At 53.2% G+C, this 16,347-nt stretch carries 19 protein-coding genes; 12 read left to right on the top strand and 7 right to left on the bottom strand.

All coding sequences use genetic code 11. The features are described 5' to 3' along the window. Positions 1–2 precede the first annotated feature (2 nt). Positions 3–911, top strand: a complete 909-nt coding sequence (locus INF77_RS08045) for a glycosyltransferase family 2 protein (RefSeq protein WP_193531961.1) — start codon at positions 3–5, stop codon at positions 909–911. Then, positions 899–2,113, top strand: coding sequence for an O-antigen ligase (locus INF77_RS08040; RefSeq protein WP_150145125.1), 1,215 nt, complete (start codon positions 899–901; stop codon positions 2,111–2,113). Before INF77_RS08045 ends, INF77_RS08040 begins: the two co-directional genes overlap by 13 nt. A 24-nt stretch (positions 2,114–2,137) precedes the next feature. Here INF77_RS08040 and INF77_RS08035 read toward each other — a convergent pair whose 3' ends face one another. Further along, a complete protein-coding gene (locus INF77_RS08035) occupies positions 2,138–3,094 on the bottom strand; it encodes a polysaccharide deacetylase family protein (protein ID WP_150145124.1) in 957 nt (318 codons plus the stop codon). 150 nt (positions 3,095–3,244) lie between these two features. Here INF77_RS08035 and rfaQ point away from each other — a divergent pair, with 150 nt between their 5' ends. The 7 genes from rfaQ (at position 3,245) to coaD (ending at position 10,137) form a co-directional block, all read left to right on the top strand. After that, positions 3,245–4,315, top strand: coding sequence for a putative lipopolysaccharide heptosyltransferase III (gene rfaQ / locus INF77_RS08030; protein ID WP_049001246.1), 1,071 nt, complete (start codon positions 3,245–3,247; stop codon positions 4,313–4,315). After that, the gene (locus tag INF77_RS08025; protein WP_041911666.1) at positions 4,312–5,439 is read left to right on the top strand and encodes a glycosyltransferase family 4 protein; all 1,128 of its coding nucleotides are present in this window, start codon (positions 4,312–4,314) and stop codon (positions 5,437–5,439) included. The genes rfaQ and INF77_RS08025 overlap by 4 nt, the downstream gene beginning before the upstream one ends. A gap of 2 nt (positions 5,440–5,441) precedes the next feature. Further along, the gene (locus INF77_RS08020; protein WP_041911667.1) at positions 5,442–6,542 is read left to right on the top strand and encodes a glycosyltransferase; all 1,101 of its coding nucleotides are present in this window, start codon (positions 5,442–5,444) and stop codon (positions 6,540–6,542) included. 11 nt (positions 6,543–6,553) lie between these two features. Beyond that, positions 6,554–7,543 carry a glycosyltransferase gene (locus INF77_RS08015; protein WP_028015021.1) on the top strand — a complete coding sequence of 330 codons (990 nt, stop codon included), beginning with the start codon at positions 6,554–6,556 and terminating at the stop codon, positions 7,541–7,543. A gap of 66 nt (positions 7,544–7,609) precedes the next feature. Continuing rightward, positions 7,610–8,884 (top strand): lipid IV(A) 3-deoxy-D-manno-octulosonic acid transferase, encoded by a 1,275-nt coding sequence (gene waaA / locus INF77_RS08010; RefSeq protein WP_028015020.1) that lies wholly within the window; start codon positions 7,610–7,612, stop codon positions 8,882–8,884. Beyond that, complete coding sequence (locus INF77_RS08005) at positions 8,884–9,654, top strand: glycosyltransferase family 2 protein (RefSeq protein ID WP_041911668.1); 771 nt, start codon at positions 8,884–8,886, stop codon at positions 9,652–9,654. The genes waaA and INF77_RS08005 overlap by 1 nt, the downstream gene beginning before the upstream one ends. 3 nt (positions 9,655–9,657) lie before the next feature. After that, entirely contained in the window at positions 9,658–10,137 is a 480-nt protein-coding gene (coaD, locus tag INF77_RS08000; protein WP_045260067.1) for a pantetheine-phosphate adenylyltransferase, read from the top strand. Positions 10,138–10,139: 2 nt separating this feature from the next. Here coaD and mutM read toward each other — a convergent pair whose 3' ends face one another. The 4 genes from mutM to radC form a co-directional block, all read right to left on the bottom strand. Beyond that, a complete protein-coding gene (gene mutM / locus INF77_RS07995) occupies positions 10,140–10,949 on the bottom strand; it encodes a bifunctional DNA-formamidopyrimidine glycosylase/DNA-(apurinic or apyrimidinic site) lyase (protein WP_049137151.1) in 810 nt (269 codons plus the stop codon). Positions 10,950–11,021: 72 nt separating this feature from the next. Next, the gene (gene rpmG / locus INF77_RS07990; protein WP_003024094.1) at positions 11,022–11,189 is read right to left on the bottom strand and encodes a 50S ribosomal protein L33; all 168 of its coding nucleotides are present in this window, start codon (positions 11,187–11,189) and stop codon (positions 11,022–11,024) included. Positions 11,190–11,211: 22 nt separating this feature from the next. Then, on the bottom strand, positions 11,212–11,448 hold the full coding sequence (rpmB, locus tag INF77_RS07985) for a 50S ribosomal protein L28 (protein ID WP_002436699.1): 237 nt from the start codon (positions 11,446–11,448) through the stop codon (positions 11,212–11,214). Between the two features lie 218 nt (positions 11,449–11,666). Beyond that, entirely contained in the window at positions 11,667–12,332 is a 666-nt protein-coding gene (gene radC, locus INF77_RS07980; RefSeq protein WP_028015017.1) for a DNA repair protein RadC, read from the bottom strand. A 174-nt stretch (positions 12,333–12,506) separates the two neighbouring features. Between radC and coaBC the strand changes: the two genes are divergently transcribed. The 3 genes from coaBC to slmA all read left to right on the top strand — a co-directional run bounded on the left by coaBC (position 12,507) and on the right by slmA (position 14,869). Beyond that, complete coding sequence (gene coaBC / locus INF77_RS07975; RefSeq protein ID WP_028015016.1) at positions 12,507–13,718, top strand: bifunctional phosphopantothenoylcysteine decarboxylase/phosphopantothenate--cysteine ligase CoaBC; 1,212 nt, start codon at positions 12,507–12,509, stop codon at positions 13,716–13,718. Continuing rightward, positions 13,696–14,154, top strand: coding sequence for a dUTP diphosphatase (gene dut, locus INF77_RS07970; RefSeq protein WP_015570042.1), 459 nt, complete (start codon positions 13,696–13,698; stop codon positions 14,152–14,154). Before coaBC ends, dut begins: the two co-directional genes overlap by 23 nt. Before the next feature lie 118 nt (positions 14,155–14,272). Then, positions 14,273–14,869 carry a nucleoid occlusion factor SlmA gene (gene slmA / locus INF77_RS07965; RefSeq protein ID WP_028015015.1) on the top strand — a complete coding sequence of 199 codons (597 nt, stop codon included), beginning with the start codon at positions 14,273–14,275 and terminating at the stop codon, positions 14,867–14,869. Between the two features lie 41 nt (positions 14,870–14,910). Here slmA and pyrE read toward each other — a convergent pair whose 3' ends face one another. Then, positions 14,911–15,552 (bottom strand): orotate phosphoribosyltransferase, encoded by a 642-nt coding sequence (gene pyrE, locus INF77_RS07960; protein WP_041911672.1) that lies wholly within the window; start codon positions 15,550–15,552, stop codon positions 14,911–14,913. Between the two features lie 68 nt (positions 15,553–15,620). After that, positions 15,621–16,337, bottom strand: coding sequence for a ribonuclease PH (rph, locus tag INF77_RS07955; RefSeq protein ID WP_010426431.1), 717 nt, complete (start codon positions 16,335–16,337; stop codon positions 15,621–15,623). Positions 16,338–16,347 lie beyond the last annotated feature (10 nt).

Genomic DNA, 16,347 nt, shown 5'->3' with positions numbered 1-16,347 from the left:
CTATGGCTTTTCTCAGCATCATTATTGCCGCACATAATGCCGAAAACACGCTTCACGCCACGCTGGAAAGTCTGCAAAACGCGATTGAGAATGCAGGCGATGATGTAGAAGTTATTATCATTAATGACAGTTCCAACGATTCCACACAGGATATTATTGAGGCGTGGTTGCCAAAGCTTCCGCATGCGCAATGCCAATACGTTGAGTACCGTAACGTAGGGCATGTTCGAAACAGCGCAGTCTCGCTGGCGTCAGGCGATTACATCACGATGCTTGATAGCGACGATCTGTTAAAGCCGGGTAGCATCCGGGATGCCGTCGCCTTCCTGAAAGCAGAGCGTCCTGATATGTTGCTGACGCGCCTGCTGGAAATACGCGATATGCGGAAAATCACCTCCGCCTGGCAGGGATTCACGCCCCTCTCATTATCGCAAAATGATGCAATAAAGCGTTTCCTGCAGCACAAAGATTTTCAGGCGCATCTGATCGGGCAATTCATCCACCGCAGGCTATACGCAACCAACCCTATCCCTTCTATGGTCTGCTATGAAGATTTCGCGGTATTTCCCGGCATGCTGATGCAATCGCGTAAAATCTTTTTTCAGTATCAGGGACACTATTTTTACATCAAACGCAGCGACAGTTTGTCGAGCCGTCTTGACGCCAGTAAAATCGCTACGCTGATTGAATGTACACTACAGATGGAAAATACATTCCCGCAATCATTTAAGCATCTTATTAATTGCCACTGGTTTGATATTTACAGTAATCACCGACAATATCTGACCGACCTGCAGCTCAAACTGGTTAAGCTGCGGGTGAATGCACTTTATTCTTTCTCTTTTTTCTTCTCCAGAGATGTACGTTTCAGCTACAAAAAAAGGGTCATTGAGGCATTATGGAAAAAGTAAAACTGCGGCTCTATCAGCTGACGCTGATTTTGAGCCTCATTTCGCTTGCGCTGGCGCTGCTGAGCTCAGGTAAACAACGCGAATTTTTCTATATTGCGGTTTATGCCAGCATTATCGGCTTAGCTTGCGAATATAAAAAAATCACCCTGCGCCCCTTTTCAATCGCGCTCCCCATATTGCTGATTGGGCTACTCAATCTTGTCTGGTATATGGTGTACGAATATCATAGCGAAGGTTTAAACGCTTACAGCGATTATCTGGGTGCCAGTAAGAAACTGATATTAGCGAGCATTCTCGTTTTCTATCTTGACCGGTTTAAAACTTACGTCGATAAAAGCGCTTTCCAGAAGTACTTCCTGTACGCGGCAGGTACAGGGTTTGTCCTCGCCACGGGATATGGCTTATGGCAGGCGACGCAGGGCATGGCACGTATAGAGATGGCCATCAATCGCGCCACCGTGTCTGCCTATGTTTACTCCGTACTGTCACTGGCGCTGGTATACAGCCTTTATCTTCAAAAAAACAGAAAACTGTATGTCGTCGCGGGTCTTACCATCTTAATATCTTACTTCGTTATTCTTTTAACGGGGACGCGTGCTGCAATGGGATTATATTTGCTCCTTGCGATTGTACTCACGCTCTACCACTTCAGAAGAATTCATATGAAATCAACGCTGATTTTTTTATGTATTGTGGCAGGTGTGGTTGTCGTTAGTTACAAACCATTAATTTCACCCAAGATTATGCAAGCACAGGCTGAGCTTGAGAAATATGAAAGCGGAGTAGACGGCACCTCACTTGGCTCTCGTTTTACCATGTGGAATGTAGGTATTCAGAACGGGCTTGCACATCCACTAGGGCAATCATTAGAAGAAAGGTATTTCTGGACGCAACATTATATTAATGATGGACATCCTAATCTAATCACTGCACTTGGCTATTTAAAAATACACCTACACAATGAATTTATTGAAAAATACTCTCTGCAGGGGCTTCCGGGTCTGGCGATATTACTCTTTTTCTTCGTTTCGATGATTGCTTACGCGCTTAAAAACCGAAATGGCCTGCTGCTGACAACGATGCTTCTTTTATTACTCTATGGCCTGACGGACGTCATTTTATTGAGCTCAGAAGCCCTAATATTCTTTGTTACTCTGTTTGCATTGAGTACTCCCTTCTCGCAAACCAGACAACATCACTAAGAGATAATGCCCGCCAGCCGGGCATTATTTTTTCTTGTATTGATAAAACTCCGCCAGCGTCATCCCCACCGTCTTATCGGATAGCCAGCTAAAAAGCGCTTCTAAATCCTGATATAAACCTTCAATCGCCGCCTCATCTTTAAAGGTCGGACTTCCGCCTGGCATAAATTCAGACGAGTGAAGCATAAACTCCACATAATCCTGTCCCTGCGACAGGCATTGCTGCGCGACCTGAATCATCTGCGACGCATTGCCACCGGTCGGTCGTAGCCAGTTCACGGAAGGCGAGCGATATTTACCGCGAAGCCGATCGTATCCCTGTTTGATCGTGTTCAACCAGGCCGGATGTTTATACTGAATGCTCATCGGCACTTCGAGTAAGGGGCTATTTCCCGCCTGGGAAATAGTATCTAAATCCATAAAATAGGCGTGGTCGGGGAAATGCTGATAATCCGTTCCACCATTGCCCTGCGGAGCACCTTTCGCATTGCGCCAGTTCACGCGTGGCGTCACGGAGCAATCAACCTGGTAGCCCAGTTCAACGAGCAATTTTGCATAGCGGCTATCAAATGCCCAACGCCCGGCGCGGTGGCTCAGCATTTTGGTCTGAAATGTCTCTTCCAGCAGACGGGTCATGAACAGCACTTTCTCACGCATCACCTCGTCTGAAAATTCAATCAGATACGGTTGCCAGCGCCAGTCATCTCCCGTGAGATCGTGCTCAGGTGGGCTATTCCATGCATGAAGGTGCATACCCACCTCCCCCTGACCACGAGCGATCGCGTCCCTGGCGAATTCAATGAAAACGGGCTCGATTGCCATCTCATAGTTTGTCAGCCATACGGGCTTAAAACCAAAACGCTCACAGAGGGCCTGGAACCGGGCCAGATAGCGCGCATTTTCCGTTTTAATGACGCGGTGATTCTCCCAGAGATTATCGCCCTCAGTATCAATCGTGATGATAAACGCTGGTTTTTTCATAATGAGTCCGCATGACAGGGAAGTTAGCGCTATGTTACGCACTCACCAAAGCCTGAGTAAAGCCTCCCTGGGAAATTCCTGAGATTATGGAGAAAGAGTGCAAGTCGCTACCAGGTCTATTAGAATTGCCAACAGTACAACGCCGATAAGATGATGATGAATAACTTACCTGACACGCCTGATTTGCGCATTCTACTGATCAAACTCCGCCATCATGGCGATATGTTATTGACCACCCCCGTCATTGATTCATTACGTCAAAAATGGCCACAAGCGCAAATTGACGTGCTGTTGTATGAAGAAACGCGCGATATGCTCGCCGCGCATCCGACGATTGGCACTATTTATGGAATCGATCGTAAATGGAAGCAACTGGGCACGCTAAAGCACCTTCAAAAGGAGTGGCAGTTACTCTGCGCGTTACGAAAGCAACATTATCATCTGGTGATAAATCTTGCCGATCAGTGGCGTAGCGCTATCGTCACCCGTTTCACTGGTGCGCCGGTTCGCCTCGGATTCGCCTTTAACAAACGCAACAATCCATTCTGGCGTTTCTGTCATAGCGATTTAGTCTCTGTTGCAAATCACAAATCCCTGCACACTGTCGAACAAAATCTCTCCATTCTGTCACCATTACAGGTCGCACCTGAGCCAGCTGTTACCATGGCCTACAGCGCAGAAGACTGGCACCACGCCCGCCAGCAGCTGGTGCAAAAAGGAGTGGGCGATAACTACATCGTCATTCAGCCGACATCACGCTGGTTCTTCAAATGCTGGGATGAAAGCAAAATGGCGCAAACCATCACCGCGCTGCAGCAGGATGGGCATACCGTTGTACTCACGGCCGGGCCGGATAAAAAAGAGCTGGCGATGATAGATCGCATACTCGCCGCCTCACCGAAAACGGGGGTCGTCTCGCTGGCGGGACAGCTAACGTTGCGCCAGCTGGCCTCACTCATCGACCACGCGTGTCTTTTTATTGGCGTTGACTCCGTTCCGATGCATATGGCCGCCGCGCTGCAGACGCCCTGCGTGGCGCTGTTTGGCCCTTCCAAACTGACGTTTTGGTCTCCATGGCAAGTCAACGGTGAAGTCATCTGGGCTGGCGACTACGGTCCCCTTCCCGATCCCGACGCTATTGATACCAAAACGAAAGAACGCTATCTCGACGCCATTCCTGTTGATGCTGTCGTCTCCGCTGCAAGGAGATATTTGTCATGAAACACCATCGTCTGGCGATTGTTCGCCAAAAGTATCGCCCTGATGGCGGAGCGGAGCGCTTCGTTTCACGTGCGCTCACCGCGCTGAGCAATCAGAATCTTGAACTCAACGTCATTACGCGTGAATGGCAGGGCGAGAGACAGGACGACTGGCATATCCATATTTGCGACCCGCGCAAATGGGGCCGAATTAGCCGCGAACGCGGGTTTGCCCATGCTGCCCGCGCGCTGTGGCAGCAACAGCAGTTTGATATTGTGCAAAGCCACGAGCGGATTCCGGGCTGTGATATCTACCGCGCTGGCGATGGCGTTCATCGCCGCTGGCTGCTACAGCGTGCGCGCATCCTGCCCGCCTGGCGCGCGAAAATGCTGATGGTCGACCGCTATCACCGCTACGTGATGCACGCCGAGCGTGAAATGTACCAGGCGCCAGAGCTGAAAGCGGTTATCTGTAATGCGGAGATGATCAAACGCGAAATCGTCGAAGACTTTGATATTGACGCAAAAAAGATCCATGTGATTTATAATTCAATTGATTCCAGCCGCTTCGTTCCGGCCCAGGAAGCACAGCGTGCCGCGCTGCGTCAGCAATTTGGTTTGCCAGCCGATGCCGTGGTGTTCTGTTTTGTAGGATCGGGATTTGAACGAAAAGGATTGGCCAGCGCCATACGCGCTATCGCAGGAACTTCAGCCTGGCTGATTGTGGTTGGACAGGATAAAGCAGAACATCGTTATCGTGACCTCGCCCGTTCATTGGGCTGCGAAGGGCAAATCCGTTTCCTGGGGATGCAGAAAGAAACGCTGCCTTTTTATCAGCTATCCGATGGTTTACTGTTGCCAACGCTGTATGATCCCTTTCCAAACGTCATTCTTGAAGCGATGGCCTGCGGCTTGCCCGTCATTACTTCAGAGAGTTGCGGAGGCGCTGAATTTATTCAGCAAGGCCAGAACGGATTTTATTGTGACGCCCTGGATATCAACACATTGAAGGAGGCAATTGCAGCCACTCCTTCTCTGGGAAAAAATAACACGATGGGGCAAGCGGCACGTGAACGGGTAAAAGACGCCACCCCCGAAAAACTGTCAAGTCAGCTTATTTCGCTTTATCAAAAATTACTGGATTAAAAATGCGCATCCTAATGATTATTGATGGTTTACCCGGTGGGGGAGCTGAAAAAACAGTTCTTACACTTTCCAGCGGATTAACGGAAATGGGGCATCAGGTCTCCCTTTTCTCTCTGCGGAAAGTGTGTGATTACGCCATCCCGGAAGGCATTGATTATCAGGTGGTTCAGGATACCTGCAAAAAACCGTGGCGCAAGTTGACGGAGATCCCACGCCGAGCCCGCCTGCTGGATCAGGCAATTGAGCGGGCTGAGCGCAGCGGAAAATTTGACGTTGTGTTCTCTCATCTGCACAAAACTGACCGCATTGTGGCGCACTGCCGCGCGCTGGAGCGTGAAAAAGTCTGGTTCTGCGTGCATGGCATGTTCTCTTTCTCCTATCTTCGCCATCGCAGCGGGCTGTCGCGCTGGTTTAAGCATCTTAAAATTCGTCATACCTACGAAAACCGAAACGTTGTCGCCGTCTCAGGCGCCGTGCTGAAAGACCTTTCCGAGACCCTGGCTCTGAAACTCCGGCGTAAAGCGGTTATCCACAATCCTTTTGATATCCCTGAAATTCAGCGTCTGGCGGATGCCCCCTTCGAGATGCAAGGGAAGGATTACATCATCCATGTCGGCCGCTTCCATGAACACAAACGCCACGACCGTCTTTTACGCGCGTTCGCACAGAGCCAGCTCGACACTACGCTTGTCATGATGGGCAATGGTTCCGAAGCCAAAATTCAAAAGCTCAAACAGCTTGCCCGCGACCTGGGTATTGAAGACAAGACGGTTTTCCGTCCCTTCGACTCCAATCCCTACCCCTGGATTAAAGGGGCACGCCTCTTAGTGTTAAGTTCTGACTGCGAAGGTTTTGGTAATGTGCTGGTGGAATCCATTATCTGCCAGACGCCACCGGTCAGTACCAATTGTCCGGGTGGCCCCGCAGAAATCCTCACCGGCGCCTTAGCGCGCGGGCTGGCAGAGCTAAATGACGCGTCACTGGCAAAAACCCTGGTAGATATTTATACCGCCCCGCCGGTCGTTGGCGATGCAACGATTGCGTCGTTCGGTATCAATGCCATTTGCCAGCAGTACATTGCTTTGGTCGACAATCAAAAATAATCAGGTTTCTTATGCAAAATTCAGCGCCATTGTTAAGCGTGGTGGTTGCCGTTTATAACGGCGAAGCTTTTCTGGATCAGTTCTTTACCTGCCTTGTGAATCAACGCATCGACAGCATGGAAGTCATTATTGTCAATGATGGCTCGACTGACCGCTCGATGCAGATCGTCGAAAGCTGGCGTGAAAAACTGCCGCAGATGCAGGTGATTGAACAGCAAAACCAGGGCGTTTCCATTGCGCGAAATACCGGCCTGGCCGTTGCAACCGGTCAGTATCTCTCTTTCCCGGATATTGATGACGTCTTCAAACCTGGCATGTACCAGCGTCTGCTGGATATGGCCGTCACGCAGGATCTGGATGTCGCCACCTGCAACGGCAACTACGTCTGGGAAAATGATAAGAAACCGTCTCGACCTATCTTCCCCGAGGATAAACTCGCCTCAACGGGCGTTATGACGGGCCCGGCATGGTTAAAGATGGCGCTGGATTCACGTAAGTTCCTGCACGTGACCTGGCTTAATATCTATCGCCACGATTTTATTCGTAAACACAGTTTCCATTTCGAACCCGGCCTGCGCCATCAGGATATCCCGTGGACTACCGAGGTGCTGCTTGCCGCAGAGCGCGTTCAGTACACCAGTGAACGCTTTTATGACTACTACATTCACTCTGCCTCGGTATCGCATACGCCGGATAATGACGACACGCTGATCCGCTCCGCGCGCCACTACATGAAAATCCTGCAGATGCTTGATGCCATTAACCAGCGTTACCCGGATAAAGTGAAAAATATCCCCGCCTGCCACTGGCAAATCGCCAAAGAGGGGCTGGGGATCATTCATACCTTCGACAACATGAAGGATGAGACAAAGAAAACAATGATTATCAAAGAGTTCTTCGACACCGGGATCTGGAAGCTTATCTGGAAAAGTGCCAAAAGCCCGCGTTTGCGCTGGCGCCTGGGCCGACGCTACTTCCGTTTAAAACGGTATCTGGCATAAGAGATAGCTTTACCTGGCTTAAATGCTTAGAATTTGCCCGCCGAAACTAAAAAGACGGATAATCGCTTGGAATTGTTGTATACCGCCCTGCTCTATATCATTCAGCCACTGGTGTGGCTGAGACTGTTGCTTCGTAGCCGTAAAGCGCCTGCGTATCGTAAACGCTGGGCTGAACGCTATGGCTTTTGCCGCAATAAAGTCGCCCCGGACGGTATTTTGCTGCATTCCGTTTCTGTCGGTGAAACGCTGGCGGCGATCCCGCTGGTTCGCGCTCTGCGCCACCGCTACCCGTCTCTGCCGATTACCGTCACCACCATGACGCCGACCGGCTCAGAGCGCGCGTTATCCGCGTTTGGCAAAGACGTTCATCACGTCTACCTCCCTTACGATCTGCCCTGCGCTATGAATCGTTTCCTGAACACCGTTCGCCCGAAGCTAGTGATCGTGATGGAAACCGAGCTGTGGCCGAACATGATTTCCGCTCTGCACGCCCGTAAAATTCCGCTGGTGATTGCCAACGCGCGCCTGTCAGAGCGCTCGGCGAAAGGCTACGGCAAGCTGGGCAAATTTATGCGCCGCCTGTTGAGCAAAATCACGCTGATTGCCGCGCAGAACGAAGAAGACGCGGCGCGCTTTATCTCCCTGGGCCTGAAGCGCAACCAGCTTGCTGTGACCGGCAGCCTGAAATTCGATATTTCCGTTACCCCTGAACTGGCCGCCCGCGCCATCACGCTACGCCGCCAGTGGGCTCCGCGTCGCCAGGTCTGGATAGCGACCAGTACTCATGAGGGCGAAGAGGCGATTATCCTGCAGGCGCACCGTAAGCTGCTGGAAACCTTCCCGGACCTACTGCTGATTCTGGTGCCTCGTCACCCCGAACGTTTTAAAGATGCCCGCGAAATGGTGCAGAAAGGCGGCTTCAGCTTCACCCTGCGCAGCAGCGGAGAGATCCCTTCCGGCAGTACCCAGGTGGTGATTGGCGATACGATGGGCGAACTGATGCTGCTCTACGGCATTGCTGACCTCGCCTTTGTTGGCGGCAGCCTGGTGGAGCGCGGAGGCCATAACCCGCTCGAGCCGGCAGCCCACGCCATTCCTGTGTTGATGGGTCCACACACGTTTAACTTCAAAGATATCTGCGCTAAATTGCAGCAGGCCGATGGTTTAATTACCGTGACCGATGCGGACTCGGTCGTCAAAGAAGTATCGACCCTTCTGACGGATGAAGATTACCGCCTGTGGTACGGTCGCCACGCCGTCGAAGTGCTGCACCAGAACCAGGGCGCACTCACCCGTCTGCTGCAGCTTCTGCAACCTTATCTGCCTCAGCGGAGCCACTAATGTCTACGCGTCTGTCGGTCGTCATGATTGCCAAAAACGCCGCCGACCTGCTTCCGGACTGCCTGGCCTCCGTCGCCTGGGCTGACGAAATTGTTATCCTCGACTCCGGAAGCACGGACAACACGGTGGACATCGCCCGGGCTGCGGGCGCAAAAGTCTTTACCGATACCGACTGGCAGGGCTACGGCATTCAGCGCCAGCGCGCGCAGGGTCACGCCACGGGCGATTATGTGCTGATGATCGACACCGACGAGCGCGTCACCCCAGAACTCCAGCAGGCCATTCAGGCGGTGCTTTCCTCACCCCAGCCTGGCGCTGTATATAGCATCGCGCGTCGTAACTACTTCCTTGGCCGCTTCATGCGCCACAGCGGCTGGTATCCGGATCGCGTAATGCGCCTCTACGAGCGCGGGCGCTTTCAGTACAACGACAATCTTGTCCATGAGTCACTGGCCTGCGACGGCGCCCAGGTCATCCCCCTGACGGGTGATTTGCTGCATCTGACCTGCCGTGATTTCGCCAGCTTCCAGCAAAAGCAGCTCAACTATGCCACCGCATGGGCGCAGGAACGCCACCAGCGCGGCAAGAAGGCCTCGCTGACAGGAATCTTCACCCACACGCTGGGCGCGTTTCTGAAAACGCTGCTGCTGCGCGGCGGCGTGCTGGATGGTAAGCAGGGCTGGTTACTGGCGGTAGTGAATGCCCAGTATACTTTCAACAAATACACCGAGCTGTGGGCGCTCTGCCGCGGCTACTCAGAGAAAACGTGAGCCATGAGCACAAAAGCGATTTATCCGGGTACCTTCGATCCGATCACTAACGGTCATCTTGACATCATTACCCGTGCAGCGTGCATGTTCGACAAGGTGATCCTGGCGATTGCCGCCAGCCCCAGCAAAAAGCCGATGTTTGATCTCAACGAGCGCGTGCAACTTGCCACCGACGCCATTTCGCACCTGCCGAATGTTGAAGTTGTCGGGTTCAGCGATCTGATGGCGAACTTCGCCCGCGCCCAGCAGGCCAATATTCTGATTCGTGGCCTGCGCGCGGTGGCAGACTTCGAGTATGAGATGCAGCTGGCGCACATGAACCGCCACCTGATGCCGGAGCTGGAAAGCGTATTCCTGATGCCGTCAAAAGAGTGGTCGTTTATCTCGTCCACGCTGGTAAAAGAGGTGGCGCGCCATCACGGGGACGTTACCCATTTCCTGCCGGATAACGTCCACCTGGCACTGATGGAAAAGCTAAAGTAGTTCTATTTCTGACACTGGCGGCAGTAGAACGTGGCGCGCTGGGCGTGCTTCGTGGCAATAATCGGCGTCCCGCATGCCCTGCATGGCTCGCCCTTACGGCCATACACCTGCAGCTCCTGGGCAAAATAGCCTGGTTTACCGTCGCTTTGCAGAAAATCCTTCAGGGTGGTCCCGCCTTGCTCAATCGAGCGCAGCAGCACTGCTTTAATGACCCGAACCAGCAGCTCACACTCCTGCGCGGACAGCGACGAGGCCAGCCGATCGGGATGGATCCCGGCCGCGAACAGCGATTCACTGGCGTAAATATTCCCCACGCCGACCACCAGCTTGTTATCCATCAGCCAGGGCTTGATCGGGGTCTTTTTCTTCGCGCACTTCTCATTCAGGTAGTCCGCATTAAACGCGTCTGAAAGCGGCTCAGGGCCCAGATGCGCCAGCACGTTGTGTCCTTCCAGCTCCTTCGTCCACAGCCACGCGCCAAAGCGCCGCGGATCGGTGTAGCGGAGCACTTTGCCGTTGCTCATTACCAGGTCAACGTGATCGTGTTTTTCCGCAGGCAGTTCTTCGGTCAGGATGCGCAGGCTCCCGGACATCCCAAGATGGATAATGATCCAGCCGTCAGGCAGCTCCAGCAGCAGGTATTTCGCGCGGCGCTGCACGCTAAGGACGGGTTTGTCGCTTAACGCGTGGATCTCATCGGACACCGGCCAGCGCAGTCGTCCATTGCGAACGACGGCATGAAGAATAGTCGCGCCGACCAGATGGGGCTCAATGCCGCGACGGCTGGTCTCTACCTCAGGTAATTCAGGCATGGTTCCTCCGTTGAGATGCAGAATGCAAAAAACCCCGCAGTTGCGGGGTTTTTCAATACAAGGAGGCTAAAATTATTTGATTTTAGCTTCTTTGTACAGTACGTGCTGGCGTACAACTGGATCGAATTTTTTCAGTTCCAGTTTTTCCGGCTTAGTACGTTTGTTCTTCGTGGTGGTGTAGAAGTGACCTGTACCAGCAGAAGAAACCAGCTTGATTTTCTCGCGAATACCTTTAGCCATGATTTATTTCCTCTTTAAGTACTTAGTACTTTTCGCCACGGGCACGCAGTTCAGACAGAACTGTATCGATGCCTTTCTTATCGATTACACGCATACCTTTAGCAGATACACGCAGGGTGACAAAACGCTTCTCGCTCTCAACCCAGAAACGGTGAGAGTGCAGGTTCGGCAGGAAACGGCGTTTAGTCGCGTTCAGTGCGTGGGAACGGTTGTTACCGGTCACCGGACGCTTGCCAGTAACTTGGCAGACTCGGGACATGTCTATTCTCCAAAAATCAAATTAGCTCGAGCTTCGTATGGGGTATCGGCGCCTCGTCAGGCTTTACAGCCCGGTCATCGCGTAGTTCTAAGTGAACTCTCGATTGCCAGGCCCAAATGCCAAACCCGAGATTCTCAAAGGTGGCGTAGTATACGCTGACTCGGCGGTGTGCTCAAGTCCCGAACAGACAAAGATCCCGATGGATCGCGAGAAATAGCCTAAATCCAGCCATGTTCTGCAAAAGAAATGTACTCTCCGCGGCCAATTATCAGATGGTCCAGAACACGAATGTCCATGAATTGACAGCATTTGATAATGCGTTCGGTGATTTCTTTGTCAGCTCTGCTCGGTTCTGCACAGCCAGAGGGGTGATTATGCGCGAGGATCACCCCCGCTGCATTCACTTTTATCGCTTCACGCACAATTTCACGCGGATGTACCTCAACGTGGCTCAGTGTACCCGAAAACAGGCGGCTGTGCTTCAGTACCCGGTTCCTGTTGTCGAGAAAGATCACCATAAAGATCTCCCGCTCCAGACCAGATAGCTGGCTTTGCAAAAATTCGCGGGTCATGTCAGGGGTAAGGATCGGATCTTGCTCCTCCATCTGTACGTTATAAAATCGCCGGGCAAGTTCAGCAATACCCCGTAACTGGGCATACTTCGCGACGCCAATGCCTTCTACGTGCGTAAACGCCTCCAGTTCGGCTGTCAGCAAACCATGTAGTGAACCAAAATGGTCTATCAGATTTTTCGCCAGCGTAAATACCGTTTTTCCCTTCGTACCTGTACGTAAAAAGAGCGCCAGCAGCTCCTCGTCTTTTAATAACGCGACGCCATGACGCAGCATTTTTTCGCGCGGTAGCAGCAGTTCAGTCTCTTCCATGCCCGGCCTCCTTCTGTTTGCCATTATGCTGCCACAGGCAAATCCGGGGCTCGACGCTGAGGTTTCGTTCTTGCGTAGCGCCTCGCAAAGTGCATAAAGGACTTCATCACCCCCCTATTTGGGATTGTGGTAAAATGCCCGCTCTCTGGTGAAACCCAACAGGAAAGAATCATGATGAGCCTGGCCGGTAAAAAAATCGTTCTTGGCGTGAGCGGCGGCATTGCTGCCTATAAAGCGCCTGAGCTGGTGCGTCGTCTGCGCGAGCGCGGGGCGGACGTGCGGGTCGCGATAACCGAAGGCGGTAAAGCCTTTATCACCCCTCTGAGCCTGCAGGCGGTTTCAGGATACCCGGTATCTGACAGCCTGCTCGATCCGGCCGCCGAAGCCGCGATGGGGCATATTGAGCTTGGGAAATGGGCCGATCTGGTGATTCTTGCCCCTGCCACGGCAGATTTAATTGCCCGCGTGGCGGCTGGTATGGCGAACGATCTGGTTTCGACCATTTGCCTCGCGACGCCTGCGCCCGTCGCCGTTGTGCCCGCCATGAACCAGCAGATGTACCGCAATGCCGCCACCCAGCATAATCTGGAGACGCTGGCTTCGCGCGGCCTGCTTGTCTGGGGCCCGGACAGCGGCAGCCAGGCCTGCGGCGACGTTGGCCCGGGGCGTATGCTCGACCCGTTGACGATTGTGGATATGGCCGCCGCCCATTTTTCACCTGTCAACGACCTGCAACATCTCAACATCATGATTACCGCGGGCCCGACGCGCGAGCCGCTGGACCCGGTGCGTTACATCACCAACCACAGCTCCGGCAAAATGGGCTTTGCAATTGCTGCCGCAGCGGCAAAACGCGGTGCTAACGTCACGCTGGTCAGCGGCCCGGTCTCGTTACCTACGCCACCTTTTGTACAGCGTATTAATGTTACCACCGCGCTGGAGATGGAAGCCGCCGTGCAGGCTCATGCGCAACGCCAGCAGATTTTTATCGGCTGTGCGGCCGTGGCAGACTATCGCGCCGAGACCATCGCCGAGTCTAAAATCAAAAAGCAAGGCGATGAATTAACACTGAAAATGGTGAAAAACCCGGACATTGTTGCCGGTGTCGCCGCACTAAAAAGCCATCGTCCTTACGTTGTTGGATTTGCCGCAGAAACGAATAATGTGGAAGAATATGCCCGGCAAAAACGTACCCGCAAAAACCTCGATTTAATTTGCGCGAACGACGTATCGCTGGCCACGCAAGGATTTAATAGCGACAGCAACGCACTGCACCTTTTCTGGCAGGATGGAGATAAAATCTTACCGCTTGAGCGCAAGGAACTCCTGGGCCAACAATTACTGGACGAGATCGTTACCCGTTATGATGAAAAAAATCGACGTTAAGATTCTGGACCCGCGTGTTGGCGAGCAATTCCCGCTGCCAACCTATGCCACCTCCGGCTCTGCCGGACTTGACCTGCGCGCCTGTCTCGATGACGCCGTAGAACTGGCTCCCGGTGCCACTACCCTGATCCCGACTGGCCTGGCGATCCACATTGCAGACCCGTCTCTGGCGGCAGTCATCCTGCCGCGCTCGGGTCTGGGCCATAAGCACGGCGTAGTGCTGGGTAACCTGGTCGGCCTGATCGACTCCGACTACCAGGGTCAGCTGATGGTGTCCGTCTGGAACCGTGGTCAGGACAGCTTCACCATTGAACCTGGCGAGCGTATCGCGCAGATGGTTTTTGTACCGGTGGTACAGGCAGAATTTAACCTGGTGGCAGACTTTGATGCCACCGACCGTGGCGAAGGCGGCTTCGGCCATTCCGGGCGCAAATAACCGCCCGACACACGTATCTCGCAGCGCCATAACGCAATAACAAACCGCAAACGTCAGTTTGCGGTCGCTGTGTGGATGCCAGCCTGGCAAGTGCTTATTTTCAGGGGTATTTTGTAACATGGCAGAAAAACAAACCGCGAAAAGGAATCGTCGCGAAGAAATACTTCAATCTCTGGCTCTGATGCTTGAATCCAGCGATGGCAGTCAACGCATCACCACCGCCAAACTGGCCGCCTCTGTGGGCGTGTCTGAGGCGGCGCTGTATCGTCATTTCCCCAGCAAAACAAAAATGTTCGACAGCCTGATCGAGTTTATTGAAGACAGTCTGATCACGCGCATTAACCTGATTCTGAAAGATGAAAAAGATACCACCGCGCGTCTTCGTCTGATTGTGCTGTTAATTCTGGGCTTTGGGGAGCGCAATCCGGGTTTAACCCGTATCCTGACCGGCCACGCGCTAATGTTTGAGCAGGACAGGCTGCAGGGCCGCATCAATCAGCTTTTTGAGCGTATTGAAGCGCAGCTGCGCCAGGTGCTGCGCGAGAAGAAAATGCGTGAAGGCGAAGGATACAATACGGATGAGACATTGCTGGCAAGCCAGATACTGGCGTTTTGTGAAGGCATGCTCTCCCGCTTTGTGCGCAGCGAATTCAAATACCGACCAACGGACGATTTTGACGCCCGCTGGCCGTTAGTGGCAGCGCAGCTGCAGTAGCACCGCAGGCCCGGTAAGCGTAGCGCCGCCGGGCATTTTAATTACACGCCAAACTCTTCGCGATACGCCCGCACCGCCGCCAGGTGATCCGCCATCTCTGGCTTCTCTTCCAGATACGCAATCAGGTCTTTCAGGGTGATGATAGAGGTCACTTTGCAGCTGTAATCACGCTCTACTTCCTGGATAGCAGAGATATCGCCGCGACCGCGCTCCTGACGATCAAGAGAAATCAGCACGCCAGCCAGCGTCGCACCGTTGGCCTGGATAATCTCCATAGATTCACGGATCGCGGTGCCTGCGGTAATCACGTCGTCGACCAGCATCACGCGGCCCTGCAGCGCACTGCCCACAAGATTACCGCCTTCACCGTGGGTTTTGGCCTCTTTGCGGTTAAAGCAGTACGGCACATCACGGTCATGGTGCTCCGCCAACGCCACCGCCGTGGTGGTTGCAATCGGAATGCCCTTGTACGCAGGGCCAAACAGCAGGTCGAAATCAATCCCGGAATCCACCAGCGCTTCGGCATAGAAGCGGCCTAACAGTGCCAGATCGCGCCCGGTATTAAACAGCCCGGCGTTGAAGAAATACGGGCTCTTACGCCCGGATTTCAGCGTAAATTCGCCAAACTTAAGTACCTGTTTATTAATCGCAAACTCAATAAACTGGCGCTGATACGATTTCATGGATTCGCTCCTTTGGTTTTTTCTGTCTTACAGGCAAAAAAAAGGCGACTCATTGGTCGCCTTTAAAATCAATTTTCTAACGCCGCTTTTTGCGTCGTTACAATGGATTCGATTCCCCCTCGGGCCAACGCCAGCAGGGAGAGAAGTTCTTCATGGGTGAACGGCTCACCTTCCGCCGTCCCCTGCACCTCAATGATGCGACCATCTTCAGTCATCACCACGTTCATGTCGGTCTCGGCGGCAGAATCTTCAACATATTCCAGATCGCAAAGCGCTTCACCATTAACGATCCCCACGGAAACCGCCGCGACCATCCCTTTCATAGGGTTGGTTTTCAGCTTACCGGCTGCAACCAGCTTGTTCAGGGCATCGGCCAGCGCCACACAGGCACCGGTAATGGACGCGGTACGCGTGCCGCCATCTGCCTGAATCACGTCGCAGTCCAGGGTAATAGTGAATTCACCGAGGATTTTCAGGTCAACGGCGGCGCGCAGCGCACGTGCGATCAGGCGCTGGATTTCCATGGTACGTCCACCCTGCTTACCCTTTGCCGCTTCACGGGCGTTACGGGTATGGGTCGCGCGTGGCAGCATGCCGTACTCGGCGGTGATCCAGCCCTGGCCCTGACCTTTCAGAAAGCGCGGAACGCCTTCTTCGATGGACGCGGTGCAAAGCACTTTGGTGTCACCAAACTCAACCAGCACGGAGCCTTCAGCGTGTTTTGTATAGTTACGGGTCAGGGTGACGGGACGCACCTGATTGGCGCTACGACCTGATGGACGCATGATGGATTCT

The sequence above is a fragment of the Enterobacter cloacae complex sp. P1B genome (assembly GCF_014982345.1).
Taxonomy (GTDB): domain Bacteria; phylum Pseudomonadota; class Gammaproteobacteria; order Enterobacterales; family Enterobacteriaceae; genus Enterobacter; species Enterobacter bugandensis.
This window is presented reverse-complemented; position numbering and strand designations above follow the sequence as displayed.